This is a genomic window from Neorhizobium sp. P12A (assembly GCF_008365395.1).
GTDB lineage: Bacteria > Pseudomonadota > Alphaproteobacteria > Rhizobiales > Rhizobiaceae > Rhizobium.
Genome location: NZ_QOVX01000002.1, coordinates 267103 through 291334 on the forward strand (window position 1 = coordinate 267103; position 24232 = coordinate 291334).

Annotated in this window: 21 protein-coding genes and 2 pseudogenes; 9 read left to right on the forward strand and 14 right to left on the reverse strand. The window is 61.9% G+C overall.

Annotated elements, in window-relative coordinates:
• The first annotated feature begins 103 nt into the window (after positions 1–103).
• The 4 genes and pseudogenes from DTW90_RS07330 (at position 104) to DTW90_RS07345 (ending at position 4560) form a co-directional block, all read left to right on the forward strand.
• Positions 104–1093, forward strand: coding sequence for an endonuclease/exonuclease/phosphatase family protein (locus DTW90_RS07330; RefSeq protein WP_149337394.1), 990 nt, complete (start codon positions 104–106; stop codon positions 1091–1093).
• Between the two features lie 100 nt (positions 1094–1193).
• Positions 1194–1697 (forward strand): cupin domain-containing protein, encoded by a 504-nt coding sequence (locus DTW90_RS07335; protein WP_149337396.1) that lies wholly within the window; start codon positions 1194–1196, stop codon positions 1695–1697.
• A gap of 86 nt (positions 1698–1783) precedes the next feature.
• Complete coding sequence (gene gshB / locus DTW90_RS07340) at positions 1784–2731, forward strand: glutathione synthase (protein WP_149337398.1); 948 nt, start codon at positions 1784–1786, stop codon at positions 2729–2731.
• 297 nt (positions 2732–3028) lie between these two features.
• Positions 3029–4560 (forward strand): annotated as a pseudogene (locus tag DTW90_RS07345) (YifB family Mg chelatase-like AAA ATPase).
• A 36-nt stretch (positions 4561–4596) separates the two neighbouring features.
• Here the strand turns inward: DTW90_RS07345 and DTW90_RS07350 are convergent.
• From DTW90_RS07350 to DTW90_RS07365, 4 genes and pseudogenes are all read right to left on the reverse strand, one after another.
• Positions 4597–4896, reverse strand: a complete 300-nt coding sequence (locus tag DTW90_RS07350; protein WP_149337400.1) for a putative quinol monooxygenase — start codon at positions 4894–4896, stop codon at positions 4597–4599.
• Between the two features lie 107 nt (positions 4897–5003).
• A complete protein-coding gene (gene cysK, locus DTW90_RS07355) occupies positions 5004–5972 on the reverse strand; it encodes a cysteine synthase A (protein WP_132520437.1) in 969 nt (322 codons plus the stop codon).
• Between the two features lie 131 nt (positions 5973–6103).
• Positions 6104–6720: pseudogene (locus tag DTW90_RS07360) on the reverse strand (LysE family translocator).
• Positions 6721–6749: 29 nt separating this feature from the next.
• Entirely contained in the window at positions 6750–7697 is a 948-nt protein-coding gene (locus DTW90_RS07365) for a DMT family transporter (RefSeq protein ID WP_149337402.1), read from the reverse strand.
• 104 nt (positions 7698–7801) lie between these two features.
• On the opposite strand from DTW90_RS07365, the gene DTW90_RS07370 reads away from it, so the two are divergent.
• Positions 7802–8323, forward strand: a complete 522-nt coding sequence (locus DTW90_RS07370) for an Lrp/AsnC family transcriptional regulator (protein ID WP_149337404.1) — start codon at positions 7802–7804, stop codon at positions 8321–8323.
• On the opposite strand, the gene DTW90_RS07375 is transcribed toward DTW90_RS07370, so the two are convergent.
• Both DTW90_RS07375 and dut read right to left on the reverse strand, forming a co-directional pair.
• Positions 8295–9182 (reverse strand): GNAT family N-acetyltransferase, encoded by an 888-nt coding sequence (locus DTW90_RS07375; RefSeq protein ID WP_149337406.1) that lies wholly within the window; start codon positions 9180–9182, stop codon positions 8295–8297. The two genes, DTW90_RS07370 and DTW90_RS07375, sit on opposite strands and share 29 nt — an antisense overlap.
• Complete coding sequence (gene dut, locus DTW90_RS07380; protein WP_149337407.1) at positions 9182–9652, reverse strand: dUTP diphosphatase; 471 nt, start codon at positions 9650–9652, stop codon at positions 9182–9184. Before dut ends, DTW90_RS07375 begins: the two co-directional genes overlap by 1 nt.
• A gap of 90 nt (positions 9653–9742) precedes the next feature.
• On the opposite strand from dut, the gene DTW90_RS07385 reads away from it, so the two are divergent.
• From DTW90_RS07385 to DTW90_RS07400, 4 genes are all read left to right on the forward strand, one after another.
• Positions 9743–11326: a peptide chain release factor 3 gene (locus DTW90_RS07385; protein WP_149337409.1), complete on the forward strand. Its 1584-nt coding sequence runs from the start codon at positions 9743–9745 to the stop codon at positions 11324–11326.
• 84 nt (positions 11327–11410) lie between these two features.
• Positions 11411–12445 carry an iron ABC transporter substrate-binding protein gene (locus tag DTW90_RS07390; protein WP_149337411.1) on the forward strand — a complete coding sequence of 345 codons (1035 nt, stop codon included), beginning with the start codon at positions 11411–11413 and terminating at the stop codon, positions 12443–12445.
• Between the two features lie 14 nt (positions 12446–12459).
• The gene (locus DTW90_RS07395) at positions 12460–13476 is read left to right on the forward strand and encodes an iron ABC transporter permease (protein WP_246664908.1); all 1017 of its coding nucleotides are present in this window, start codon (positions 12460–12462) and stop codon (positions 13474–13476) included.
• Complete coding sequence (locus DTW90_RS07400) at positions 13473–14246, forward strand: ABC transporter ATP-binding protein (protein WP_149337415.1); 774 nt, start codon at positions 13473–13475, stop codon at positions 14244–14246. Before DTW90_RS07395 ends, DTW90_RS07400 begins: the two co-directional genes overlap by 4 nt.
• Positions 14247–14256: 10 nt before the next feature.
• Here DTW90_RS07400 and betC read toward each other — a convergent pair whose 3' ends face one another.
• The 8 genes from betC to DTW90_RS07435 form a co-directional block, all read right to left on the reverse strand.
• A complete protein-coding gene (betC, locus tag DTW90_RS07405) occupies positions 14257–15780 on the reverse strand; it encodes a choline-sulfatase (RefSeq protein ID WP_149337417.1) in 1524 nt (507 codons plus the stop codon).
• A gap of 154 nt (positions 15781–15934) precedes the next feature.
• A complete protein-coding gene (gene otsA, locus DTW90_RS07410) occupies positions 15935–17311 on the reverse strand; it encodes an alpha,alpha-trehalose-phosphate synthase (UDP-forming) (protein ID WP_132520470.1) in 1377 nt (458 codons plus the stop codon).
• A 43-nt stretch (positions 17312–17354) separates the two neighbouring features.
• Positions 17355–18149, reverse strand: coding sequence for a trehalose-phosphatase (otsB, locus tag DTW90_RS07415; protein WP_149337419.1), 795 nt, complete (start codon positions 18147–18149; stop codon positions 17355–17357).
• Positions 18150–18210: 61 nt separating this feature from the next.
• Positions 18211–19506, reverse strand: a complete 1296-nt coding sequence (locus tag DTW90_RS07420; RefSeq protein ID WP_149337421.1) for an MFS transporter — start codon at positions 19504–19506, stop codon at positions 18211–18213.
• Positions 19503–20180 (reverse strand): FadR/GntR family transcriptional regulator, encoded by a 678-nt coding sequence (locus DTW90_RS07425; RefSeq protein WP_149338376.1) that lies wholly within the window; start codon positions 20178–20180, stop codon positions 19503–19505. The genes DTW90_RS07420 and DTW90_RS07425 overlap by 4 nt, the downstream gene beginning before the upstream one ends.
• 123 nt (positions 20181–20303) lie before the next feature.
• Positions 20304–20891, reverse strand: a complete 588-nt coding sequence (locus DTW90_RS07430; RefSeq protein ID WP_132520479.1) for a transglutaminase-like cysteine peptidase — start codon at positions 20889–20891, stop codon at positions 20304–20306.
• Positions 20892–21340: 449 nt separating this feature from the next.
• Positions 21341–22849, reverse strand: coding sequence for a hypothetical protein (locus DTW90_RS37025; RefSeq protein WP_188079898.1), 1509 nt, complete (start codon positions 22847–22849; stop codon positions 21341–21343).
• 206 nt (positions 22850–23055) lie between these two features.
• Positions 23056–23967, reverse strand: a complete 912-nt coding sequence (locus tag DTW90_RS07435) for a pirin family protein (RefSeq protein WP_149337423.1) — start codon at positions 23965–23967, stop codon at positions 23056–23058.
• Between the last annotated feature and the right edge of the window lie 265 nt (positions 23968–24232).

A 24232-nucleotide genomic window follows, 5' to 3' on the forward strand; every position in this document is an offset into this window, starting at 1 on the left:
GCGATCTTCACGGCCCTGTCATGGAACGCGCCTATGGCCGGCTCATCTGGCATTGCTGATAAAGCAAAGCCGAAGCCCCATCAGACATAGGCAGGCATTCATCATGATCCGCAAGACCGTACCCGCATTCGACGTCCCCACTCAGGAGGCGCGCGAAGCCTTCATCACGCTGGAAAAGCGCCCCGATATCCATGATGCGACCATTGCCTCGCTCAACTGCATGAATACGGTTCGGATAGGCGGCGCTGACCTTTCAGCCCCGCTCGCCTTTCCTTTCACCGTTGCCGCCTGGAATCTCGAGCGTTGCCTCTTCCCGCTGGAAAGCGCCGAAAAGCTGCGGAAAACCGGGGCGCCGCTCGTCCTTGTCTCCGAAATGGATGAGGGCATGGCCCGCACCGGCCAGGCCGATCCCACCGCTATCGTCGCCGGCGAGCTTGGCATGAACTATGCCTATGGCGTCGAGTTCCTCGAACTGAGCCTCGGTTCCGAAATCGAACATTCCTTCTGCAAGGACGACTTCAACGAAAAGGGTTTCCACGGCAACGCGCTGATGGCATCCACCCCGTTGAAGGATCCCTTTGTTTTCCGGCTTCCGGGCGAAGGCAAGTGGTTCAAGGACAGCAACGAGCAGCCGCGCGTCGGCGAACGCTGCGCGATCGGCGCCACGGTCGAAACGGAAGCCGGTCCCTTCGTTGCCATCTCCGTCCATCTCGAAAGCGTCGCCGACGGTCCCTACCGCGAGCGGCAGATGTCCGCCTTGATGGACGCCGTCGAGGCCTATGCTCCCGGCCTGCCGATCTTGATCGGCGGTGACCTGAACACCGGCAATCACTCGGGCGGCGACTACCGGACCGACACGCTGTTTGCGATGGCTGAAGCGCGCGGCTTCGAATGCCATGGCGGCCCGCTCGACCAGACGAGCACCCGCCCGAGCCTGATTACCCGTTTTCCCGAGCGCGCCATGAAGCTCGACTGGATCGTCAGCCGCGGCCTCAAGATCAGCGAGAGCCATCTCGTTTCCTCGCTGAACGAGGAAGGAAAGCCGCTCACCGACCACGATATGATTGTTTGTACGGTTGAAAGTTTCGCCTAAAAATTGAAATCGTTAAAATGCCGGCTTTCGTTTCAATCAAGCCGTTACTCCCGTCATGCCATTCAAAGATCGACGCAAGAGGCATGACGGGGGCTTTGCTATGGCTTGGAACTTTGTGTTTGCGAGTGCTGCGGCATTTGCCGTGCGCGCTGTGCCTGAAATGATGGCGCAGCCCGCACCGAGGAACTTCGTGGCCGGTACGGCAGACGAGATGGAGATGAAGCCCTCGCCGATCGAGCCGTCCTGGATTCTCTCGGGCGCGCCGGTCGCGCGGCTGGCCGAACATTCCCGTGGGCAGGACGATGCGGCGATGACGGCAATCTGGGACTGCACGGCAGGCGAATTCCAGTGGCAGTTCGGCTGGGACGAGACCGTTATGATCATGGAAGGCGAAGTCCATGTGACCGCCGAGGACGGCACCGAGCGCCTGCTTCGCGCCGGCGACGTCGCCTATTTCGCCGGCGGTACCTCCGCGGTCTGGCGCATCGAGCGCTATGTGAAGAAGGTTGCCTTCTGCCGCAAGCCTTTCCCGAAACCGCTCACCATGGCCTACCGTCTTCGCAATCTCGTCCGCAGCGGCGGTCTTCAGGGCATAGCGGCCTGAAACAAGCTTTGCGAACTCGCCGAACAGGCGTTGCGTTTGGAGGGCGGCAGACCTAAATCTGTCCGGCATCCGAGCGAGGGACAGACATGGCAAAGATTACGAACGTCGCGGTCCAGATGGACCATGTATCAGGCATCAACATTGCAGGCGACTCGACCTTCGCCATGAGCCTGGAAGCGCAGACGCGCGGCTACAAGCTCTTTCACTACACGCCTGAGCGGCTGAGCATGCGCGACGGCAAGATTTTCGCCACCGTTGAGCCGATGGAACTGCGCGACATCAAGGGCGATCATTTTACCCTCGGCGAGCCGGAGCGCGTGGATCTTTCCACCATGGACGTCGTCCTGCTGCGCCAGGACCCGCCCTTCGACATGTCCTATATTACATCGACACATCTTCTGGAGCGCATCCATCCGAAGACGCTCGTCGTCAATGACCCGGCCTGGGTCCGCAATTCGCCGGAGAAGATCTTCGTCACCGAATTCGCTGATCTCATGCCGAAGACGCTGATCACCAAGGACCCCGCCGAGATCCGCCGCTTCCGCGACGAGATGGGCGACATCATCCTGAAGCCGCTTTATGGCAATGGCGGCGCCGGCGTCTTCCATTCCACCAAGGATGACCGCAATCTCTCGTCGCTCCTGGAAATGTTCGGCCAGTTGTTCCGCGAGCCCTTCATCGCCCAGCAATATCTGCCTGATGTCCGCAAGGGCGACAAGCGTATCATCCTCGTCGACGGTGAAGCTGTCGGCGCCATCAACCGCGTGCCGGCAGAACATGACAGCCGCTCCAACATGCATGTCGGCGGACGCGCCGAGGCGACCGAGTTGACAGCGCGGGAGCAGGAGATTTGCAAGCGCATCGGTCCGGCGCTGAGGGAGCGCGGCTTCCTCTTGGTCGGCATCGATGTCATCGGCGACTACATGACGGAAATCAACGTCACCTCGCCGACCGGCATCCGCGAGGTCAAGCGCTTCGGCGGCGCCGATATCGCCAGCCTCCTCTGGGATGCAATCGAGAGCAAGCGCGCCTGAGGGCGCGTCAGACCACCGAAGAAGTCTGCCAACGGCTCTTTCGTCATCCTCGGGCTTTACAACGAGGCCGTGGATGACGTTGAGAGCTTGCCGACAAACCTAGCTGTCAGCGCGGTTTCGCGATTCATCTGCCGTTTGTTCCGCCGCTACAACTCATTGCAACTTAAATGCAGCGGTAAGGTGCGATTGTTCTTTTATTGTTCTTGTTTTATTCTTTTTTCCATGCATGATTGCAATTCATAGCACCAGAAGATTTGTAGATCGCGGTGTAAGGGGTTGCGGCATGGGGGACAGGGCATGGTCGCGCGGGTAAGCACGGTTGCATTTCAGGGCATTGAAGGCGTTCCCGTCGAAGTTCAGGTCATGGTTGCGCCTGGAAAGGTGGGCATTCAGATCGTCGGCTTGCCTGACAAGGCGGTGGCCGAAAGCCGGGAGCGGGTTCAGGCCGCGCTCCATGCTTCGGGCCTGGCGCTGCCGCCAAAGAAGGTGACGGTCAATCTCGCCCCCGCTGATCTTCCGAAGGAAGGGTCGCATTTCGACTTGCCGATTGCCCTCGGGTTGATGGCTGCCCTCGGAGCCATTCCGGCCGATGCGCTATCCGATTTCGTCGTTCTCGGCGAACTCAATCTGGACGGCACGATCGCCCCTGTCGCAGGCGCCCTGCCGGCTGCGATGGGCGCCAACGCCATGGGTAAGGGCCTGATCTGCCCGGCGGAAAGCGGCGCGGAGGCAGCCTGGGCCGGCTCGCAAATCGACATCCTCGCCCCGCGCAGCCTGATTGCGCTCGCCAATCATTTCCGCGGCACGCAGGTGCTCTCGCGACCGGAGCCCGCCATTCGCGCCAATGCTGCCAACCTTCCCGATCTCGCCGACATCAAGGGCCAGGAAACGCCAAGCGTGCTTTGGAGGTGGCTGCGGCAGGAGGGCACAATCTCTTGATGGTCGGACCGCCGGGTTCCGGAAAATCCATGCTCGCCTCGCGGCTTCCCTCAATCCTCCCGCCGCTGTCCGCCCAGGAACTGCTGGAAGTCTCGATGATCCATTCAATCGCGGGCCAGCTGTCCGGTGGCAAGCTCTCGGACCGGCGGCCCTTCCGCACACCGCATCATTCCGCGACCATGGCGGCGCTTGTCGGCGGCGGTCTGCGCGCCCGGCCCGGCGAGGCATCGCTCGCCCATCATGGCGTCCTGTTCCTCGACGAGTTTCCCGAATTCTCGCCTCAGGCGCTGGATGCCCTGCGCCAGCCGCTGGAGACGGGTGAATGCATCATCGCCCGCGCCAATCACCGGATTTCCTATCCTGCGACCATCCAGCTCGTTGCGGCGATGAACCCCTGCCGCTGCGGCATGGCGGGCGAGCCGGGACATACCTGCGCCCGCGGTCCGCGCTGCATGACGGACTATCAGGGCCGCATTTCCGGCCCGTTGATGGATCGCATCGATATCCGCATCGACGTTCCCGCTGTCTCGGCGGCCGACCTCATCCGTCCGATGCCGGCCGAGAAGAGCGCCGATATCGCCGCACGCGTTGCGCGCGCCCGGGAGCGTCAGCGGGAACGTTTTGTCGCCGCCGGGATGCCGGGAACAGGCACCAATGCGCGCTGCTCCACGTCGATGATCGAGAAGCTGGCCGAACCCGATGCAGCCGGGCTGCAATTGCTACGTGATGCGGCGGAAAAGATGAAGTTCTCCGCCCGCGGATATCATCGCGTGCTGAAGGTCGCGCGGACGCTTGCCGACCTGGACGAGAAGTCGACCGTCGGCCGCATCCATCTCGCCGAGGCGATTTCCTATCGCATCGCCGGCGAGCGGTTGACGGCCGCGGCATAACCGCCGTTTAGACTTGTTGGGGACAGCGAAGGGCTCTCAGGTTTCGCGCGCTTCGCCGACCTCGTAGCTGCGCAGCTTCCGGTCATGGAAGCCGAGTTCCGGCCAGGCTGCCCGCCATTCAGCCAAATGCGGCGATTCGAAATGACGATCCAGCGACGGCTGGTCCCGCCACATTTCCTTCACGTGGATGAGGCCGCGGTCGAGCACATCCTCGGCATAGGAATATTCCAGGCAGCCGTCTTCCGCGCGAGTGCCCTCCACCATCCGCTTCATCACCGGCCGGGCGACATCAAGGTTCCCGGGTGGCAGGCGAATTGTTCCGACGATCAGCAGCATGGAACTCAGGGCTTTCTGGCAAGGTTGAGTGCGGGGGAAATGTGGGGCCGAACAGCATGAAGGGCGCCGTAGCGCCCTTCCGGATCTGGTCAGAATATAGCCGGCTATCAGCCGCCCAGGCCTTCGAACAGCGCAGTCGAGAGATAGCGCTCGGCAAAGGAGGGGATGATGACGACGATGTTCTTGCCGGCATTTTCCTCGCGCTGGCCGACCCTGATGGCAGCGGCCAAGGCAGCACCCGATGAGATGCCGACCGGAACGCCTTCAAGGCGAGCAACGTGGCGGGCGGTCTCGAGCGCTTCGGTGCTGTTGACCGTGATGATCTCGTCATAGATCTTGGTGTCCAGAATGGCGGGCGCAAAGCCGGCGCCGATGCCCTGGATCTTGTGCGGACCCGGCGCGCCACCGGATAGAACCGGCGATTCCGAAGGCTCGACGGCGACCACCTTGATACCGGGCTTCTTCGATTTCAGCACCTGGCCCGCGCCAGTGATCGTGCCGCCCGTGCCGATGCCGGAAACGAGGATGTCGACCGTGCCTTCGGTATCGTTCCAGATTTCCTCGGCGGTTGTCTTGCGATGAATTTCAGGGTTGGCCGGATTTTCGAACTGCTGCGGAATGATCGCGTCGCCAAGCGAGGCGGCCAGCTCTTCAGCTTTGGCAATCGCGCCCTTCATGCCCTTCGGCCCTTCGGTTAGCACGAGCTCGGCGCCAAGCAGCAAAAGCATCTTGCGGCGCTCGATCGACATGGTCTCCGGCATGGTCAGGATCAGCTTGTAGCCCTTGGCGGCGGCGGCGAAGGCGAGCGCAATGCCTGTATTGCCCGATGTCGGCTCGATCAGCGTTGTCTTGCCGGGCGTGATCTTGCCCTGGGCTTCGAGGCTTTCGATCATGGCGACGCCGATACGATCCTTGACCGATGCGATCGGGTTGAAGAACTCCAGCTTTGCCAGCAGGTTGGCCTTGACGCCGTTCTCCCTCGCCAGCTTGTCGAGGCGCACGATCGGTGTGTCGCCAATCGTTTCTGTGATCGAACCATAGATGCGGCCGCGGCCTGGCTTATGGGTTTCGGACATGGTGCTCTCCCTTCAGGTTTGGAGGGGGAGAATAGGGTCAAACATGGCAGGTGACTAGAGCGGCTTTGCGCATCCGCCGCTCGGCGCGTGAGAAAAAAGCCTTCAACCGTAATGCTTTGGGAAACGTTTTTTCAGGCCGCCCGTGTCGCGATGAATGCCGCCGTTCCGGCAAGAATGCCCGCCGCCACCCGGTTCAGCGCCTGTAGGGCTTTCGGCTTCTTCATCAAGGTGCGGGCGCGCGAGGCAAGCAGCATATAGGGAACGAGCACGACGAGCAGAACGACTGATGTCGTTCCGAGAAGCAGGCCATAATCTCTGAGGCCAATCGAGCGGATATCGATCAGTGTCGGCACCAGCGCCACGTAGAAAAGCATGGTCTTCGGGTTGCCGAGCGTCACGAGAAGACCTGATAGAAACGACATGCCGATGCTGGAGGATTTGCGCGCCGCAATCTCCTGGGGCAACAGGCCCGAGGTCCAGAGTTTCCAGGCGATATAGGCAAGATAGAGAACGCCAGCGAATTTGATGACGAGGAACACTTCCGTGAAGGTCTGCGCCACAAAGGCAAGGCCGAGGATCACGGCCGTCAGATAGGTCATGTCGCCCAGGACAAGGCCGAGCCCCATGAAAAAGTTTCGCGAAAGCCCGATCCCAGCGCCCGCGCCACGATCGCCGTAATCCCCGGTCCTGGAATGGCAGCGGCAATGAACAATGCACCGCTATAGGTCAGCAGCCCCGCCAGCGTCATGGATTTTCCTCCGGATCCCTTTCCTTCTTTTAGCTTTCCTTGCCGCTGTCTGCAATCGGCGCCCCTTGCGAGCCGGCGGCACCAGACCAGCCGGCAGCAGCCCTGCGAAGGAGAATTCTCGGCGACCATCCAAGGTTCATGCCCGCCGCAGCCAGCAGGATCACCACGGCGCCTGCTATCTGTATCGTCTGCAGCGCATGACCGAAAGCGATGCGGTCGACGACGATCGCCGCGATTGGATAGATGAAGGACAGAGCACCGGTCAGATGCGTCGGCAGCTTCTGGATTGCGCCATAGAGCAGCACATACATGATGCCGGTGTGGACAATGCCCAGCGTCGCCAGCATCGACCAGGGAGCGGCACCCTGCGGCAGGGCGGAAAAATCGGTAAAGGGCGCCAGCATCAGCATGCCCGTGACCACCTGGATAAGCGCGATCAGATGCGGCGGCGTGCCCTTCAGCCATTTCGCGGCAAGGGCCGCCAGCGCATAGAAAAAGGCGGCACCCAGCGCCAGAAGTATGCCGAGGAAATAGCTGCCGTCGCCCGCTGCCGATTTACCCATCGCGATCGCCGCCATCCCAACGAAGGCAAGCATCAGCCAGAAAAGCTTATCGAGCGTGATCCGTTCGCCTAGAAAAAGCGCACCCAGCCCCAGCAGCATGAATGGCTGGGTATTATAGACGGTCGTCGCTATGGAGATCGAAGCATGCGAATAGGATGCAAAAAGCAGCAGCCAATTGGAAACGATGGCGACACCGCCCAGTACCGCGACGAGAAGGCTGCGCCAGGTCAGAAACTTGCGCTGAAACAAGCCCAGCGCACCGCAGATGACGAGCAGGCTGAGGGCGCCAAAGGCGCAGCGCCAGAAGACCACAGCCATCACAAGCTGGCCCGACATCAGTACGAACCAGCCGATCGTCCCTGAGATCAGCATGGCCGCCGTCATTTCAACAGTTCCGCGTTTCAAATCGCTCATGACAATCACCTCTTTGCCATCCGATATTATTGTCAGATCGGCCGAATTTATATATGTTTTAGAAGGGTAATGTCGGAAAATGCCTGCTTATGGAAGGCAAGAAGATGAATTCCTATAATAATGAATTGGACCTCGATGCAGTCGACCAGAGGCTTCTGGAAGCGCTTGCGCGCAATGCGCGCATGTCGCTGAAGGAACTGGCGCAGGAGGTCGGGCTTTCCTCTCCCAGCGCCGCGGATCGATTGCGCCGACTGGAAGAGCGCGGCATCATCGGCGGGTTCACCATCGATCTCGACCTGGCTGCCATCGGCTATCCCTTGCAGGCGATTGTTCGTATCCGGCCATTGCCGGGCATGCTGCACATGGTCGAACGCCTGATCCAGGAAACCCCGCAATTCATCGAATGCGACAAGGTCACGGGCGACGATTGTTTCATCGGACGTCTGGTGGTTCGCTCGATGAGCGAACTCGATGGAATTCTGGACAGGATCGTCGAACGCGCGGAAACAAGCACGTCGATGGTCAAGTCGACACCGGTGAAGCGTCGTCTGCCGCCCCTGTCTTCGGCCGGAATGTCTTCGGTTGGAATGTCTTCGGCTAGAACTCCGCCATCGGCGAAAGCATGACCGGCTTGGTTATGTCATCTGCGGCCGCCCCGCGCATCATCAGCACGGTGTAGCCCTGATAGGGCGTGGCGGCTCCCGCCCAGTCCAGGAGGTCGGCGGGAAAACAGGTCTCGATCCGATCGGGCGCGACGCCCAGGCTTGCTATAATCGAGGCAAGCGAAGGCATGGATTTTCCGACCACGTCGAGAAGTCTGAGGCAGGATCCATCAAGCTTCCAGGCAACGATGGCATCTTCCGCCGCAAGCCGGCTGAGCCGGATATCCGGATCGAAACAGGCATTCAGCAGGAACATTTCCATCTGCTTCGTGACGGCGAAGTGTCGCGAGACCGGTGTTCGCTCGAGCAGCAGCGATTTGATCGCTTCGCCGTCGCCGGGCAGGGAGAGGGTGGCTGCAGGCGGCTGCTCCGGCAGGACGGACGGTGGTTTACCAACAAAACAATGCTGCGGTATGGTCCGAAAACCGTAGGGCTCGTAAAGCGCCGGCTTTTCTGTGAGCAGCAGTCCGAGTTCGAAACCCTGTGTGTCCGTCCACGCGAAGGCCCTGCGCATCAGGTCGCGATAGAGCCCCCGCCCGCGCCATCCCGGCCGCACGGCGCCTGACTGAAACCCGGCAGCCTTCACCGACCGCCCATTGATGACGACAGGCATGGAGAAGGCGCTGAAATTCGCCACACATACGCCCGCATCGTTGAAATAGCCGAACGGCATGCTTGTTGGATCAGGCCCGCCGAATTGATCCAGCAGGCTTACGTCGATGGAAAATATGTCTTGCAGAAGATCGACAAGCGCGGCCCGCCCCGCCGGATCGCCGAAATAGTCCTGCCGAAAACTCAGCCCGCGATCGCCAGGGTCAGCCATCACACGCCGGTCGAGCCGAAGCCGCCGACACCGCGCAGGGTCTGCGTTTGCTCGGTGATTTCAGCGACGCGCAGCTGGAGGGCGGGTGCGATCACCATCTGGGCGATCCGCATGCCACGGGTGATCTCGAACGGCTCTTCGCCGAGATTGATCAGCAGAACCTTCACTTCGCCGCGATAGTCGCTGTCGATTGTACCCGGCGTGTTGAGGCAGGTGATGCCGTGCTTGAAGGCAAGGCCGGAGCGCGGGCGGACCTGACCTTCGTAGCCGTCAGGGATTTCGAAGATGAAGCCGGTCGGCACCAGTGCGCGCCTGCCCGGCAGGATCGTCATCGCAACGCCATCCTCGACGGCGGCGCGCAGGTCCATTCCTGCCGCCCCCTTCGTTTCATAGGCGGGCAGGTCGAGGCCTTCACCGTTGGGAAGACGAACGAGATTGAGGGTCGGGCGGGTGTCTGTGTGAATGGTCATGGGGCATTAGTTTGCCCCCAAGCCTAGAAGGTCAATTGCAATGCAGCCCTTTAATCGCTAGATACGCCGCAATTCCACAGGATTCACATCATGGCCGAAAGTCTCGCCGAGGCGGTCTCCCGCCGCCGCACATTCGCTATTATTGCCCACCCGGACGCGGGTAAGACGACGCTCACCGAAAAGCTGCTGCTCTTCGGCGGCGCCATTCAGCTCGCCGGCGAAGTCAAGGCGAAGAAGGACCGCATGCAGACGCGCTCCGACTGGATGAAGATCGAGCGCGAGCGCGGCATCTCGGTCGTCACCTCGGTTATGACCTTCGAATATAACGACAATGTCTTCAACATTCTCGACACGCCCGGCCATGAAGACTTCGCCGACGACACCTATCGTACGCTGACTGCGGTCGATGCGGCCGTCATGGTCATCGATGCCGCCAAGGGTATCGAGCCGCGGACGCTGAAGCTCTTCGAAGTCTGCCGCATGCGCGACATCCCGATCATCACCTTCATCAACAAGATGGACCGCGAAAGCCGCGATCCCTTCGAGATCCTCGATGAAGTCGAGGAGAAGCTGGCGCTGGACACGGCCCCGGTCACCTGGCCGATCGGCCGCTCGAAGACTTTCTGCGGCTCCTATAATCTCGCCGGCAACACCGTGCGCGGCTCCGATACCGAAGTCGAGGGTACGCCGGTCAACGGCCCGCAGAGCGTCGCCGACCGCCTGCCGGAAAACGAGCGCCAGGCTTTCGTCGAGGAGACGGAACTCGCGATCGAGGCCTGCCGGCCCTTCGATCGTCAGGCCTTCCTCGAAGGTCACATGACGCCCGTCTTTTTCGGCTCGGCGCTGCGCAATTTCGGCGTCCGCGACCTCATCAACGCGCTCGGCGAATTCGCCCCGCCGCCGCGCGACCAGGTGGCCGACGTCAGAACCGTCCATGCAGCCGAAGACAAAATGACCGCCTTCGTCTTCAAGATCCAGGCGAACATGGACCCCAACCATCGCGACCGCATCGCCTTCGCCCGCATCTGCTCCGGCAAGCTCGAGCGCGGCATGAAGGCGCGGCTCGCCCGCACCGGCAAGCAGCTGGGTCTCACGGCACCGCAATTCTTCTTCGCCTCGCAGCGCCAGCTCGCAGACACCGCCTTCGCTGGCGACGTCGTCGGCATTCCGAACCATGGCGCGCTGCGCATCGGCGATACGCTGACCGAAGGCGAAAGCCTTGTCTTCCAGGGCGTGCCGAATTTCTCGCCGGAAATCCTGCGCCGCGTCCGCCTTGAGGACGCGATGAAGGCGAAGAAGCTTAAGGAAGCGCTGCAGCAGATGGCCGAGGAAGGCGTCGTGCAGCTGTTCTCGCCGGAAGACGGCTCGCCGGCCATCGTCGGCGTCGTCGGCGCGCTGCAGCTCGACGTGCTGAAGGAACGCCTGATGGCCGAATATGGCCTGCCGGTCTCCTTCGAAATGTCGCGCTTCTCGGTTTGCCGCTGGGTCTCCGCCGATCAGGCCGCCGACCTCGACAAGTTCATCACGGTCAAGCGCGGCGATATTGCCCGCGATCTCGATGGCGATCCTGTTTTCCTGGCGCAGGACGGTTTTTCGCTGCGCTACGAGGCCGAACGTCATCCGGCAATCAAGATGGTCGCCATCAAGGAATATCACGCCGTCAAAGCGGCGTGATATCCGGGCTCGACATATTCCATCGGCTATAACGCTATGCCATAGTACCGCCCTGATAGGTTTTCGATCAGGGCGCGATTTGCGATGCTGAAATTCATTGCGGCTGTTTCATTTGCTTTTCTTGGATTTCTGTCCGCCGCCGACGCTCGAACGATCACCGACGCCGCCGGCCGCAAGGTCGATATTCCCGACAAGATCAGCCGCGTGTTGGCCGCCGGCCCGCCGGCTTCCGTGCTCGTCTATGTGCTTGCGCCCGATAAGCTGACCGGCTGGGTGCAGGCGCCGAGCGATGCGGAAAAGCCGTTCCTGATGCCGTCAGTCCGTGATCTGCCCGCCTATGGCCGGCTGGCGGGCAAGGGCGGTACGGCGAACATGGAATCCGTCATCGCCGCCAAGCCCGATCTCATCATCGATGTCGGCACGGTCAATCCGACCTATGCCTCGCTGGCTGACAAGGTGCAGGCGCAGACCGGCATTCCCTACGTGCTGATCGACGGCAGCTTCGCAAAGAGCGCCGAGACGCTGAAACAGGCGGGCGATATCCTCGGCGTACCTGATCGCGCCAAGACGCTTGCGGACTATGCCGACGCCAAGCTGACGGATCTCAACGACAAGCTCGCGACGATTCCGTCCGACTGGCGCCCGAAGGTCTATTACGGCCGCGGCCCGACGGGTCTCGAAACCGGGCTCGCAGGCTCCATCAACCTGGAAATCCTGGAAGCGGCTGGCGCAACCAATGTCGCGGCCGCTGCGGGCAAGGGCGGGCTGACGCAAGTCTCGCTCGAGCAGATCCTCTCCTGGAACCCGGATACGATCCTCGCCGCCAGCAGCAAATTCGCGGCCTCCGTCAAGAGCGATCCGACCTGGGCGAGCATTGACGCCGTAAAGAACAGCCGAGTTTTCGTCACGCCGAGCCTGCCCTTCGGCTGGTTCGATGCGCCGCCCGGCATCAACCGCTTGATCGGCATCGCCTGGCTGGAAAAGCTGCTTTATCCGAAGGTTTTCACCTTCGACTTGTCCGGCGAAGTCAGAAATTTCTACAAGCTCTTCTATCAGGTCGATCTGACGGATGAGCAATTGGCAGGCTTGCTGAAAGGTGCCGCGACATCGCAAAACTAGCGGCAGGAGAGGCAGTGTCTGCGCGGACCTCGTCACGCAACGGCCTCCTGTGGCTCGGCGTCGCCGGCGTGCTCATCCTCGCCTGCCTTTCGATGACGGTTGGAAAATATGGTGCCGGACCGATCCAATTGCTCGATGCGGTCGGCGCGGCTTTGACGGGCCAAAAGGTCGATCCCATCCTGTCGGCCGTCCTCTGGAATGTCCGCCTGCCGCGCGTCGCTGCCGGGCTCTGCATAGGTGCTGCGCTTTCGGCGGCCGGCGCCACCTATCAGGGCCTCTTCCGCAATCCGCTGGTATCGCCGGATATCCTCGGCGTCTCGGCCGGTGCCAGCCTCGGTGCAGTGCTCGGCATATTTCTCTCGCTTCCCGTGGTGCTCATCCAGATTTCGAGTTTCCTCGGCGGATTGATTGCGGTGGCATCAGTCTATGCTGTTGGAGCGACCATGCGTGGCCGCGATCCGGCATTGACGTTGGTGCTGGCCGGCATCGCCGTGGCGGCGCTGGTGGGCGCGGGCATATCGCTGATCAAGATCCTCGCCGATCCCTATGACCAGCTGCCGGCCATCACCTATTGGCTGCTCGGCAGCCTCACCGTCATTACCCGCGGCGATATTCTCTCCATCCTCCCGGCCCTGATACTCGGTTTCGTGCCGCTGGTGCTGCTGCGCTGGCAGATGAACCTGATGGCGCTCGGCGACGAGGAGGCGCAGTCGATCGGCGTCGATACGCGCCGGATAAGGCTCACGCTGATCCTGTCCGCCACGCTGATCACAGCGGCCGCCGTCTCCATCTCAGGCATTATCGGCTGGATCGGCCTCGTCATTCCACATATTGCCCGCATGCTCGTCGGTCCCGATTTTCGCCGCTTGCTGCCAGCCTCGATGATGCTGGGCGGTGCCTATCTCCTCGTCGTCGACATGCTCGCCCGCACGATCGCAATGATCGAAGTGCCGCTCGGTATCCTGACGGCGGCCGTCGGCGCGCCGTTCTTCCTTTGGCTGCTGGCCTCAGGCAGGAGGGGCTGGCAATGAAGCTTGATCTTAGCAGGCTCTCTTTCGGCTATGGCACAGGCACGATTGGCGAGGATGTAACGTTGTCGCTGGCGGAAGGCGAGGTGTTGGCCCTGCTCGGCCCCAATGGGGCGGGAAAGACGACGCTCTTCAAGACTGTTCTCGGCCTGCTGCCGCTGAAAGCGGGCGAGATCACACTGGATGGCAAGCCGCTCTCCGGCTGGTCGCGCCGCGAGCGCGCGAAGCGTATCGCCTATGTGCCGCAGGCCCATACCGCGCTCTTCCCCTTCACCGTCTTCGATGTGGTGCTGATGGGGCGGGCAGCGCATCTGCAACCCTTCGCCATGCCCGGCGCTGCCGATCGGGCCGCCGCGGCGGAGGCTCTATCGAGTCTCGGCATGGCTCATCTCACTGAGCGTCCCTATACCGAGATCAGCGGCGGCGAGCGGCAGATAGTCCTGATCGCCCGCGCGCTGGCGCAATCGCCATCCATCCTCGTCATGGACGAGCCGACATCGAGCCTCGACTACGGCAACCAGATGCGGTTGCTTGCGCATATCCGCAGGCTGTCGCGGCGCGGCCTGTCTATCATCCTGTCGACGCACAATCCCGATCATGCCTTCCTGGTCGCGGACCGCGTCGCGTTGCTGCACGAGGCGCGGCTGATCGCGCTCGGCGCCCCCGCTGAGGTGCTGACACCTGAGACGATGAAGCGGCTTTACGGCATCGATGTCGTCATCGGCTCGGTCACCGGCAGCGACGCGCGATTATGCGCCCCGCGTCTGGACTAGCCCCGCCTCTTCACTCGCCGCGCGGATAGCGCTGGCTCTCTTCCAGGATGTTGAGGTCCATGTGGTTGCGCATGTAGCGCTCCGAGGCGCGCTGCAGCGGCTGGTGATCCCAGGGATAATAAGCGCCATTGCGCAGCGCCTCATAGACCACCCAGCGACGCGCCTGGCTCTCGCGAACGGCCGCGTCGAAGGCGCCCATGTCCCAGCGCTCCTCCCGTTGTCTGCGGAAGCTCGCGACGATGTCGGCGAAATCAGGATCGTCGGCAAGGTTTTTCAGCTCCAGCGGATCGCTGTCGAGATCGAAAAGCTGGTCCGGATCGAGCACGCAATGGATATATTTCCACTTGCCCTCGCGAATGCAGACGAGTGGCGCATAAGAGCCCTCGGCGGCATATTCCATTAAGACAGGCGCGGTGCGGCCTTCGCCCTTCATAACCGGTACGAGGCTGATGCCGTCGGTCCAGGGCTGCACGTCCTCCATGGAAATGCCGGCGAGATCGGTCATGGTCGGCGTCACATCGAGATTGGAACTCGGCTCCAGATGCAGGCCAGGCTTGATGTTGGGGCCCGCGATCATCAGCGGCACGCGGGCCGAACCCTCGAAGAAGTTCATCTTGAACCAGAGGCCGCGCTCGCCGAGCATGTCGCCGTGGTCGGAGCAGAACAGGATGTAGGTGTTGTCGAGCATCCGCGTGCGCGTCAGCGTGTCGATCAACTCGCCGACCTTCTCATCGATATAGGAGATGTTGGCGAAATAGGCGCGGCGCGAGCGCATGACGTTGTCGTCGGTCACGTCGAAATTCTGGTAGTCGCAGGAATGGATGATCCGCTTCGAATGCGAATCCTGCTCGTCGTCCGGAAGGGCGCCGATCTCGGGTAGCAGATGCTCGCAGCCCTCATAGAGATCCCAGAACTTCTTCCGTGCCACATAGGGATCGTGCGGATGGGTGAAGGAAACGGTGAGGCACCAGGGGCGGCGGCCCTGGTCGTCATTCTCGCGAGAGAGATGATAGAGCTTCTGGTTGGCGAGGAAGGCGACTTCGTCGTCATATTCCATCTGGTTGGTGATCTCGGCAACGCCGGCGCCGGTCACCGAACCGAGATTGTGATACCACCAGTCGATGCGCTCGCCGGGCTTGCGATAGTCGGGTGTCCAGCCGAAATCAGCCGGATAGATATCGGTCGTCAGCCGCTCCTCGAAGCCGTGCAGCTGGTCGGGCCCGACGAAATGCATCTTGCCCGACAGAGCCGTGTAGTAACCGGCGCGGCGCAGATGATGCGCATAGGTCGGGATCGACGAGACATATTCGGCGGCGTTGTCATAGACGCCGGTCCGGCTCGGCAGCTGTCCGGCCATGAAGGAGGCACGGGCCGGAGCGCAGAGCGGCGACGAGGTATAGTTGTTCCGGAAGCGAGCGGAACGGGCCGCCAGCGCCTTCAGATGCGGCGCGTGCAGGAAATCGGCCGGGCCATCCGGAAAGAACTTTCCGTTGAGCTGATCGACCATGATGATGAGAATGTTCGGGCGCGCCATGAAACCATATCCTGCCTGTCGAGGGATGTCGGAACGCCTAAGCGAGCCGGTTTCCCGATGCCTTATGTCTTTTTAGAGCAAGGGGTTTCGTCGCACGAAGGTGGCAGCGCTGTAAAACGGATTATTTGCGACGCCGCCAGAGCCGGTAAGGGCTCTAGTCCGAGGTCAGGTCCTTGAGGAAATCGTTGCACCAGCGCGAGACGTCGTATTCGAGCAGGTGGTTCATCATGCCCCGCCAGCGCTCGATACGCTCTTCCTGCGGCATGTTCAGCGCCCGTGCCATCGCGTTTGCGGTCGACTCGACGTCGTATGGGTTGACGAGCAACGCGCCGTAGAGTTCGCGGGCAGCGCCGGCAAAGCGGGAAAGCACCAGAACGCCGGGATTTTCGGGGTCCTGTGCGGCGATATATTCCTTGGCCACGAGATTCATGCCGTCGCGCAGTGGCGTTACGAGGCCGACCTTCGCCAGCCGGTATAGTCCGGCCAGGATATGACGGCCGACGGAGCGGTTGATGTAGCGGATCGGCACCCAGTCCACGGTGCCGCTGGCGCCGTTCACCCGACCGGCCTGCTCGGCGACCATGCGCTGCATCGCTTCGTATTCCGGCACTTCCGAGCGCGATTTCGGCGTGATCTGCAGATAGGTCACGCGCCCCTGATGCGCGGGATTGGCCTTGATGAAGCGTTCGAAGGCGTCGATCCGCTGGGTGATGCCCTTTGAATAATCGAGCCGGTCGACGCCGATGATCAGGTCGCGGCCTTCGATACTCTGGCGCGCCTTGCGCACCATGCTCTGGTGGGCGGCGCGCCTGGCGAAATCGGCAAATGCGGCGGTCTCGATGCCGATCGAGTAGAAGCCGCCCTTGAAGGTTCGGCCCTGTGCGGAATAGAGATTATCGCCCAGCGCTCCGCCCATTCCCTCACGCTTCAGGCAACCGGCGAAATTCTCGAGATCATGGTCCGTCTGGAAGCCGACGAGATCATAGTGCGAAAGCCCGCGCATGATCTCCTCATGCACCGGCATTGCAAAGAGCACATCGGCCGGCGGCCAGGGGATATGCAGGAAGAAGCCGATGCGGTTCTTCAATCCCATCTGCCGAAGTTCCGCGGCAAGCGGAATGAGATGGTAATCGTGCACCCAGATGATGTCGTCGGGCTTGATCAGCGGCGCGACGCGATGGGCAAAGAAGCGGTTGACGCGAAAATATCCCGCCATCTCCTTGCGCCCGTATTCAGCAAGATCCAGCCGGTAGTGGCAGATCGGCCAAAGAACGCGGTTGGCAAAGCCGTGATAATATTCCTCGACATCTGTGTCGGTGAGGTCGGTGAGGGCATAGGTGATTTTGCCCTGGACCTTCTGGGAGAGCGGCTCCGGCTCGCGTTCACCGCTGGATTTTCCCGACCAGCCCATCCATATGCCGCCGCGTTCTTCCAGCGCAGCGTGCAAGGCGACGGCAAGCCCGCCCGCCGGCGCAATGCCGCCTTTGTCAGGGACGGGGACACGATTGGAAATCACAACAAGACGGCTCACGGAAATATCCTTTCAGGCAAAAAACAAATGGTGCTGAAAATGCTCACGCCACGAGCCTCCCGATCATGTGGCGAAGAGCGTCAGGAGAGGGGATGGACGAACGGGCGACGGTCTGCGCATTGAGCGGACCGACACGCAGGGACTGACCGCCGATGCGGTTGACGGCATGGAACATCGCTTCGTCGGTGACGTCGTCGCCGATCGCGAGCGGACGACGTCCCTTGAAAGGCGTCTCCTCCAGAAAGGCCTCGATCGCCGCACCCTTGTCGGCGCGGGCGGGGCGAATTTCGACCACCATCTTGCCGCGCTGCAGGGTCCAGTCGGGGCCAGCCGCCCTGATATGGCGTTGCATCATCTCGTCCACGACGGCCTGATGCTCTGGAGCCTGGCGAAAATGCGCGCCGACGGCAGCACCCTTGTCCTCGATAAGAACGCCCGGCCAGGCCTTCGCCTCCCCGGCGATCGCCGCCTTCATCGCCTCGAAGGCGGGCGTGATGTGAATACGCCGGATTTGGCCCTCAGCGTCCCGTCTCTCGGCGCCGTGCAGCCCGGCGATCGGAAATTTGAAGGGCGAAAACAGGCTGTCGGCGAGCGACGCCGTCCGTCCCGTCACCAGCGCCAGAGCGCCGCCCAGTCTTTCGGACAAGGCATGGAGATTGGCCGGTAAGCTAGGAGGTACCACGACCCTATCCGGCGTTTCCGCAAGATCGATCAGCGTACCATCGATATCAAGAAAGAGAGCCCATTCTTGGGGATTGAGTGAGAGCGCGGCAAATGCCGGCTCGTCCATTGGCGCTTCTGACGTTGCGCCAGTCGCAAGCTTTTCCTGGTAAGACATAGGAACGTACCTATGTCACGATGCTCCTGCGGCAAGGCAGAATCCACTGGCAGGGGACCGATCACTCGGGTTTGATGGTGACAGTCCGTGCCCCGACATGCCCCGTGCGTCCGGCTTGCCAACCATTGATCGCCGCCGCAAGGCCGAGGAGGACGAATAGAACCGCGGTCCAGCCGAAGCCGCCCGTCCAACTGCGGATCAGCCCGACGATCAGCGGGCCGATCGAGGCCAGGAGATAGCCGACGCATTGCGCCATGCCGGACAGATGTGCCGCGACATGGGCATCGCGAGACCTGAGGACGATGACGGTGAGTGCGACGGCGATCAGCCCGCCCTGTCCGATACCCTGCAGCACGGCCCAGAGCCAGACGGTGGAGAGCGGCGCAAAAAGCAGCCCCAGCAGCGCGATAACCGCTATCGCGCAGAGCGCCACGTTGATCAGCCGCTGGTCCTTGCCGCGTACGGCGATGTGCGGGCAAACGAGGCAGGACGCCGCCTGCACCATGACCGACACCGAAACGATGGCGCCAGCCGTGACGCCGTCGACGCCGCGCTCGCGCAGGATCGGAACCAGCCAGCCGAAGACGCAATAGGCGAGCGCCGACTGGAAGCCCATGAAGAGCGTGACCTTCCAGGCCAGCCTGTCCTTCCACAATCCTTCGACGCGGAAGCCGGTTTTTCGAGCCTGCTTGCCCGCGGAAAGCGCCTGCGGCAGCCAGATCAGCATGGTGACGAAGGCCGGCAGCGCCCAGATGGCGAGCGCCATGTCGAGCGAGCCACCGAAAAATCGTTCCGCGGGCAAGGTGAGGCCGGCAGCACCGGCCGCGCTGGCGCAAAGCGCCATCGTGTAAAAGCCGGTCATAAGTGCGGCCTTGTCCGCGAAATCGCGCTTGACCAGCCCCGGCAGGAGAACGTTGCCGACTGCGATGCAGCCGCCGGCAATCGCCGTTCCGAGAAAGAGCAGAGGGACGGAATGCAGCCCGCGCATGGCCGTCCCGATTGCCAGGAGGACCAGCACGCCAAGCAATGTCCGCTCCGAGCCGATACGCTGCGCAAGCCTGGCGGCAAGCGGCGAGAAGAGGCCGAGGCAGACGACGGGAAGGGTGGTCAGCAGGCTGGCGCCGGTCGCCGATAGGCCGAGTTCCGTGCGGATCTCGGGCAGCAATGCCGAGGCGCTGGAGAAGATCGCCCGAAGATTGAAGGCAATGAGAACGAGGCTGACGCCGAGAATAATCCGGCCGGCAGCGCTCTGGAGGACTGGAGGCTGCGGCTGGGGGATGCTATCGGCTTCCGCGTCGATCAGCGGCTCTTCGGCGTCGCTGAGGATGTCTGACGTTTGCGATATGGATTGGCTCATGACAGCAGCATCCTGTCCAATGCGGCGATGACGGGCGCCATGAAACGGCGCACTGCGGCATCGGCCTGTTGCGGGTCGCCGGTTTCGATGGCGTCGACGATCTCGGCATGCGCCTGCATGTCGGGTTCGGGCACCTCGGCGGAGATGGTCGCTTCGATCGTTTCCTGGATCGAGGCGGAGAAGAATTCATAGATTTCGATCATCGCCCGGTTGCCGGAGGCGGCGATGACCGCCTTGTGAAAGGCGATGTCCCGGGCGACGAAAGCCGCGCGATCGCTATCGGTGGAATGGCCTCGGGCAGCAAGCAGCGCGCGTAATTCGGCAATGACGGCGGGTGTCTGGCGGATCGCCGCAAGCCGCGCAGCCTCGACGTCGAGCGCGCAGCGCGCCTCGAACTGGTCACGCAATCCGGCCCTGCGGGCCATGCCGAGGGTTCGCGTCGCATCGACGGTCGAGCGGACATAGGTGCCCGACCCCTGCCGCGTTTCGAGATAGCCCTGGGAGACGAGGACGCGCACGGCCTCGCGGATCGTGCCGCGACTGACGGAGAGTGTGGTCGACAGCGTGGCTTCGTTCGGCAGCTTTTCGCCGACGGCCCAACGATGCGCGAGAATATCGGCGCGAATACTGTCGGCGGCGTTTTCAGCCAGGCTGCTGCGGGAGAGAGGTTCCATCGAGATCATATTCATAAAGTCATCGGATGACTTTATGAATAATGGTAAGGAAACTGCCCGTCAAGCGGCGACCGAACAGAAAGGACCGCAACTTGCGGTCCTTCGTCCCATCCGATGTAAAAGTTATTTCGATGCGATCAGGCGCGCCCGTGGTCCGGCCAGAATAACCTGCCAGCTCCGTTGGTTCTCGAAATTCTGTCGGGCGATGAAAGTATAGCCGGTGTCTTCCCAGGGTTTGACCCGGCTGCCGAGATTGTCCAGCACATAGTCGCCGCTATCCAAACGAGCCATCAGGACGGAGTGGTTTCCGCCGTTTCGATCGAGCACGACGGTCATTGCAAGCCGGTCCGACTTGAAGCCGGCGTCGAGCAATTCCTTCTTCTTCAGGAGCGCATAGTCTTCGCAGTCGCCGCGTCCGTTAATCGGCAGCGACCAGTAATCCTGTTTGCCGGAGGTTGCAACATCCTCGGCGGGGATTACTTCCGCGTTCACCCGGCTATTGACCTGCTTCAGCAGCGACAGTGCCTCATTATCGCTCATGGCTCGTCCAGGCCGGTTGCTGCAAAGCCAGGCATAGCGGTGACAGGCCGACACGAAGGCCGGCGGCGCGCCGACGGAACGCGTGGAGGCTAGGTGAGAATTGGCGAAACTCGGTTCATTCGAACTAATCACTGAAACAAACGCAAACGCCACAAAAAGCAGGATTCTCATGAGAAAGTCTCCCGTAAAAGGCGAAAGTGCCACTTCGATACAGAATCGGAGTAATCATTTAGGCATACGCATCTTTCGGAGTGATTAAAGGAATTAGCCGCGAATGTATAACTAGAAAAATCACAGGTTAAATCTGCCTAAACCCTCTCATCATGAAGATTTATTGTAATTAACGTTCGGTTAAGTACATCCTAACGCAACGTTAAGCTCAAAGACCTTGGCAAGGGAGGGGAAGCGTAATGAAACACTATGGCATAATCATAGCAGCAAGTGCTGCATTCTTGCTTGCAACTACAAGTTTAGTTAGTGCTCAATCAGCAGCGGATTGCGCGCATGCGGCGCCCGGCTCCATAGCGGCAATACTGTGCAAGCCGACAGCAACGATAAACCCGACATCCGATCCGTCCTCCTCAGGGCAGAACAACTCGAAGGGATTCCGTACCTCCAGATCAGGTGGGACCGGCGGCAATGGCGGCTCGGGCACCAACAGCGGTACCGGTGGCGACTCTGCCGGCAACGGCACCGGTGGCAACGGTAATAATGGTTCCGGCAGCGGCGGCAATGGCAGCGGCGACAACGGCTCGGGCAATAATGGCGGCGGCAACAACGGTTCCGGCGGTAACGGCGGGGACAATGGGTCGGGCGGTAACGGCGGCGACAACGGCTCCGGCGGCGACGGTGGCAATGGCGGCGACGGTGGAAATGGAGGTGACGGCGGCAACGGTGGTGATGGCGGCAATGGCGGTGGCGGCGACCATCATCATGGTGGCCACCATCACGGCGGCCACGACCATAACGGTCACGGCGACCACAATGGCAATGGCGGTCACAACGGTAACGGCGGCCATGGCGGCCACAATGGCCATGGACACGACGGTGGTCATCACGGCCACGATGGCGACGGCGATCACAACGGTAACGGTGGGAACAACGGCAATGGCGGCCATCACGGCGGCCACGGCCATGGCGGCAAAGGTGGCGACCATGGCGGTCGCGGCGGTGAACACGGCGGACGTGGCGGTGACCATGGTGGCCGCGGTGATCACGGCGGTCGTGGTGATGATCACGGTGGACGTGGCGGCGACCATGGCGGTCGTGGTGGTGATCATGGTGGCCGTGGTGGTGATCATGGTGGCCGTGGCGACCACGGCGGCCAGGGCAACGGCGGCCAAGGCGATCACGGTGGCCGAGGTGGCGACCGTGGCGGACGCGGCGATCACGGCGGTCACGGTCAAGGTGGTAACGGTGGCGATCATGGCGGACGTGGTGGAGACCACGGTGGCCGTGGCGATCATGGCGGCCAGGGCAATGGCGGCAACAACGGCGGCCAGGGCCAAGGCGGTAACGGTGGCCGCGGTGGCGATCATGGCGGGCGTGGCGGCGACCACGGCAGCGGCGGCCAAGGCAATGGTGGCGGCAGCGGTGGCCAAGGCAACGGCGGACGCGGTGGTGACCATGGCGGACGTGGCGGAGACCACGGTGGCCAAGGCAATGGCGGCGACCACGGCAGCGGCGGCCAGGGCAATGGCGGCGGCAACGGTGGCCAGGGCAACGGTGGCGATAACGGCGGTCAGGGCAATGGTGGCGGTAACGGCGGCCAGGGCAATGGCGGCGGTAACGGCGGTCAGGGTAATGGCGGCGGTAACGGCGGTCAGGGTAATGGCGGCGGTAACGGCGGTCAGGGCAATGGCGGCGGCAACGGTGGCCAGGGCAACGGTGGCGATAACGGCGGTCAGGGCAATGGTGGCGGTAACGGCGGCCAGGGCAATGGCGGCGGAAACGGCGGCCAGGGCAATGGCGGCGGCAACGGCGGCCAGGGCAATGGTGGCGGTAACGGCGGCCAGGGCAATGGCGGCGGTGACGGTGGCCAAGGCAATGGCGGCGGCAACGGCGGCCAGGGTAATGGCGGCGGTAACGGCGGCCAGGGTAATGGCGGCGGTAACGGCAGCGATCCGCATAACGGCGGTGGTAATGGCGGCGGCAACGGTGGCCAGGGCAACGGCGGCGGTAACGGCGGCCAGGGCAATGGTGGTGGCAACGGCAACGGCGGCGGAAGTGGCCGCGGCAGCGGCGGAAATCGCTAGACGCTCGCCAAGCTATCCCAGATCAATCGACAGCCCGGTTTTACCCGGGCTGTTTTCTTTTGGGCTTCGGTCAACGAGGCCTAGTGCGGGGCCTTGATGAAGGTGCCGTTCTGAAGCTCGCGCATGGCCTGCATGATCTCTTCGCGTGAATTCATGACGATCGGTCCATGCCAGGCGACCGGCTCCTCGATCGGCTTGCCCGAGATCAGGAGGAAGCGGATGCCCTGTTCGCCAGCTTGCACGGTCACTTCGTCGCCGGTGTCGAAGACGACGAGCGTCCGGTTGCCGGACATGTCCCGAATATTGACCTCTTCCCCATTGACTTCCTTCTCGACGCGGACGCCGAAAGGCTTCGAAGCATCGCGGAAGGTGCCCGAGCCGGCGAAGATATAGGCGAATGCAGTCCGGTAGGTATCGACCGGCAGGCGCTTCTTCTTGCCCGGCGGCACCGAAACGTCGAGATAGATCGGCTCGGCGGCGATGCCGTCGACCGGACCCGCCTTGCCCCAGAAGTTGCCACAGAGGACGCGCACCGCCGTTCCGTCATCGTCGACGACAACGGGAATGTCGGCTGATTTGACATCCTGATAGCGCGGCGCCGTCATTTTCAGCGACGAGGGCAGGTTCGCCCAGAGCTGGAAGCCATGCATGCGCCCGGCGAAATCACCTTTCGGCATTTCCTGATGCATGATGCCGCTGCCGGCTGTCATCCACTGGATGTCGCCGGCGCCAAGCTGGCCCTGATTGCCGAGGCTGTCGCCATGGTCGACCGTTCCGGCCAGCACATAGGTGATCGTCTCGATGCCGCGATGCGGGTGCCAGGGAAAGCCGCGGATATATTCCGACGGATTGTCATTGCGGAAATCATCCATCATCAGGAACGGGTCGGTGAGGGACGGGTCGCCGAAACCGAAGACGCGATGCAGCTTGACGCCAGCGCCTTCCATGGTCGGTTGCGCGATGCTTTGATGTTTTACAGGGCGAAAGGACATGTCTGCCTCCTGGAGTGTCAACTTGACGGTGAATATATCGACGACACTTGTTGAGGCGAAGGGCGACAGACCGAGACGGACTGTTCACAAAAGAAAAATGTTGCGTTGCAAAAATGTGATCGGACCATGTGTCAGAAATCTGTCATTCTTGGCGTCAAGTAGCGGATCGCATTAAGACTTTGTTACCTATTCCGCTGAACAATCGTTCCTTGATTTCGCCATTCTCCCGCAGGACAGGATAGATGCGGGAATCGGAGTAAAGACA

Excerpts from the sequence above, each read along its gene's own strand:
- DTW90_RS07330 (WP_149337394.1), top strand. The coding sequence starts at position 104 with ATGATCCGCAAGACCGTACCCGCATTCGACGTCCCCACTCAGGAGGCG.
- DTW90_RS07335 (WP_149337396.1), top strand. The coding sequence starts at position 1,194 with ATGGCTTGGAACTTTGTGTTTGCGAGTGCTGCGGCATTTGCCGTGCGC.
- gshB (WP_149337398.1), top strand. The coding sequence starts at position 1,784 with ATGGCAAAGATTACGAACGTCGCGGTCCAGATGGACCATGTATCAGGC.
- DTW90_RS07350 (WP_149337400.1), bottom strand. The coding sequence starts at position 4,896 with ATGCTGCTGATCGTCGGAACAATTCGCCTGCCACCCGGGAACCTTGAT.
- cysK (WP_132520437.1), bottom strand. The coding sequence starts at position 5,972 with ATGTCCGAAACCCATAAGCCAGGCCGCGGCCGCATCTATGGTTCGATC.
- DTW90_RS07365 (WP_149337402.1), bottom strand. The coding sequence starts at position 7,697 with ATGAGCGATTTGAAACGCGGAACTGTTGAAATGACGGCGGCCATGCTG.
- DTW90_RS07370 (WP_149337404.1), top strand. The coding sequence starts at position 7,802 with ATGAATTCCTATAATAATGAATTGGACCTCGATGCAGTCGACCAGAGG.
- DTW90_RS07375 (WP_149337406.1), bottom strand. The coding sequence starts at position 9,182 with ATGGCTGACCCTGGCGATCGCGGGCTGAGTTTTCGGCAGGACTATTTC.
- dut (WP_149337407.1), bottom strand. The coding sequence starts at position 9,652 with ATGACCATTCACACAGACACCCGCCCGACCCTCAATCTCGTTCGTCTT.
- DTW90_RS07385 (WP_149337409.1), top strand. The coding sequence starts at position 9,743 with ATGGCCGAAAGTCTCGCCGAGGCGGTCTCCCGCCGCCGCACATTCGCT.
- DTW90_RS07390 (WP_149337411.1), top strand. The coding sequence starts at position 11,411 with ATGCTGAAATTCATTGCGGCTGTTTCATTTGCTTTTCTTGGATTTCTG.
- DTW90_RS07400 (WP_149337415.1), top strand. The coding sequence starts at position 13,473 with ATGAAGCTTGATCTTAGCAGGCTCTCTTTCGGCTATGGCACAGGCACG.
- betC (WP_149337417.1), bottom strand. The coding sequence starts at position 15,780 with ATGGCGCGCCCGAACATTCTCATCATCATGGTCGATCAGCTCAACGGA.
- otsB (WP_149337419.1), bottom strand. The coding sequence starts at position 18,149 with ATGTCTTACCAGGAAAAGCTTGCGACTGGCGCAACGTCAGAAGCGCCA.
- DTW90_RS07420 (WP_149337421.1), bottom strand. The coding sequence starts at position 19,506 with ATGAGCCAATCCATATCGCAAACGTCAGACATCCTCAGCGACGCCGAA.
- DTW90_RS07425 (WP_149338376.1), bottom strand. The coding sequence starts at position 20,180 with ATGGAACCTCTCTCCCGCAGCAGCCTGGCTGAAAACGCCGCCGACAGT.
- DTW90_RS07430 (WP_132520479.1), bottom strand. The coding sequence starts at position 20,891 with ATGAGAATCCTGCTTTTTGTGGCGTTTGCGTTTGTTTCAGTGATTAGT.
- DTW90_RS37025 (WP_188079898.1), bottom strand. The coding sequence starts at position 22,849 with ATGCGGATCGCTGCCGTTACCGCCGCCATTACCCTGGCCGCCGTTACC.
- DTW90_RS07435 (WP_149337423.1), bottom strand. The coding sequence starts at position 23,967 with ATGTCCTTTCGCCCTGTAAAACATCAAAGCATCGCGCAACCGACCATG.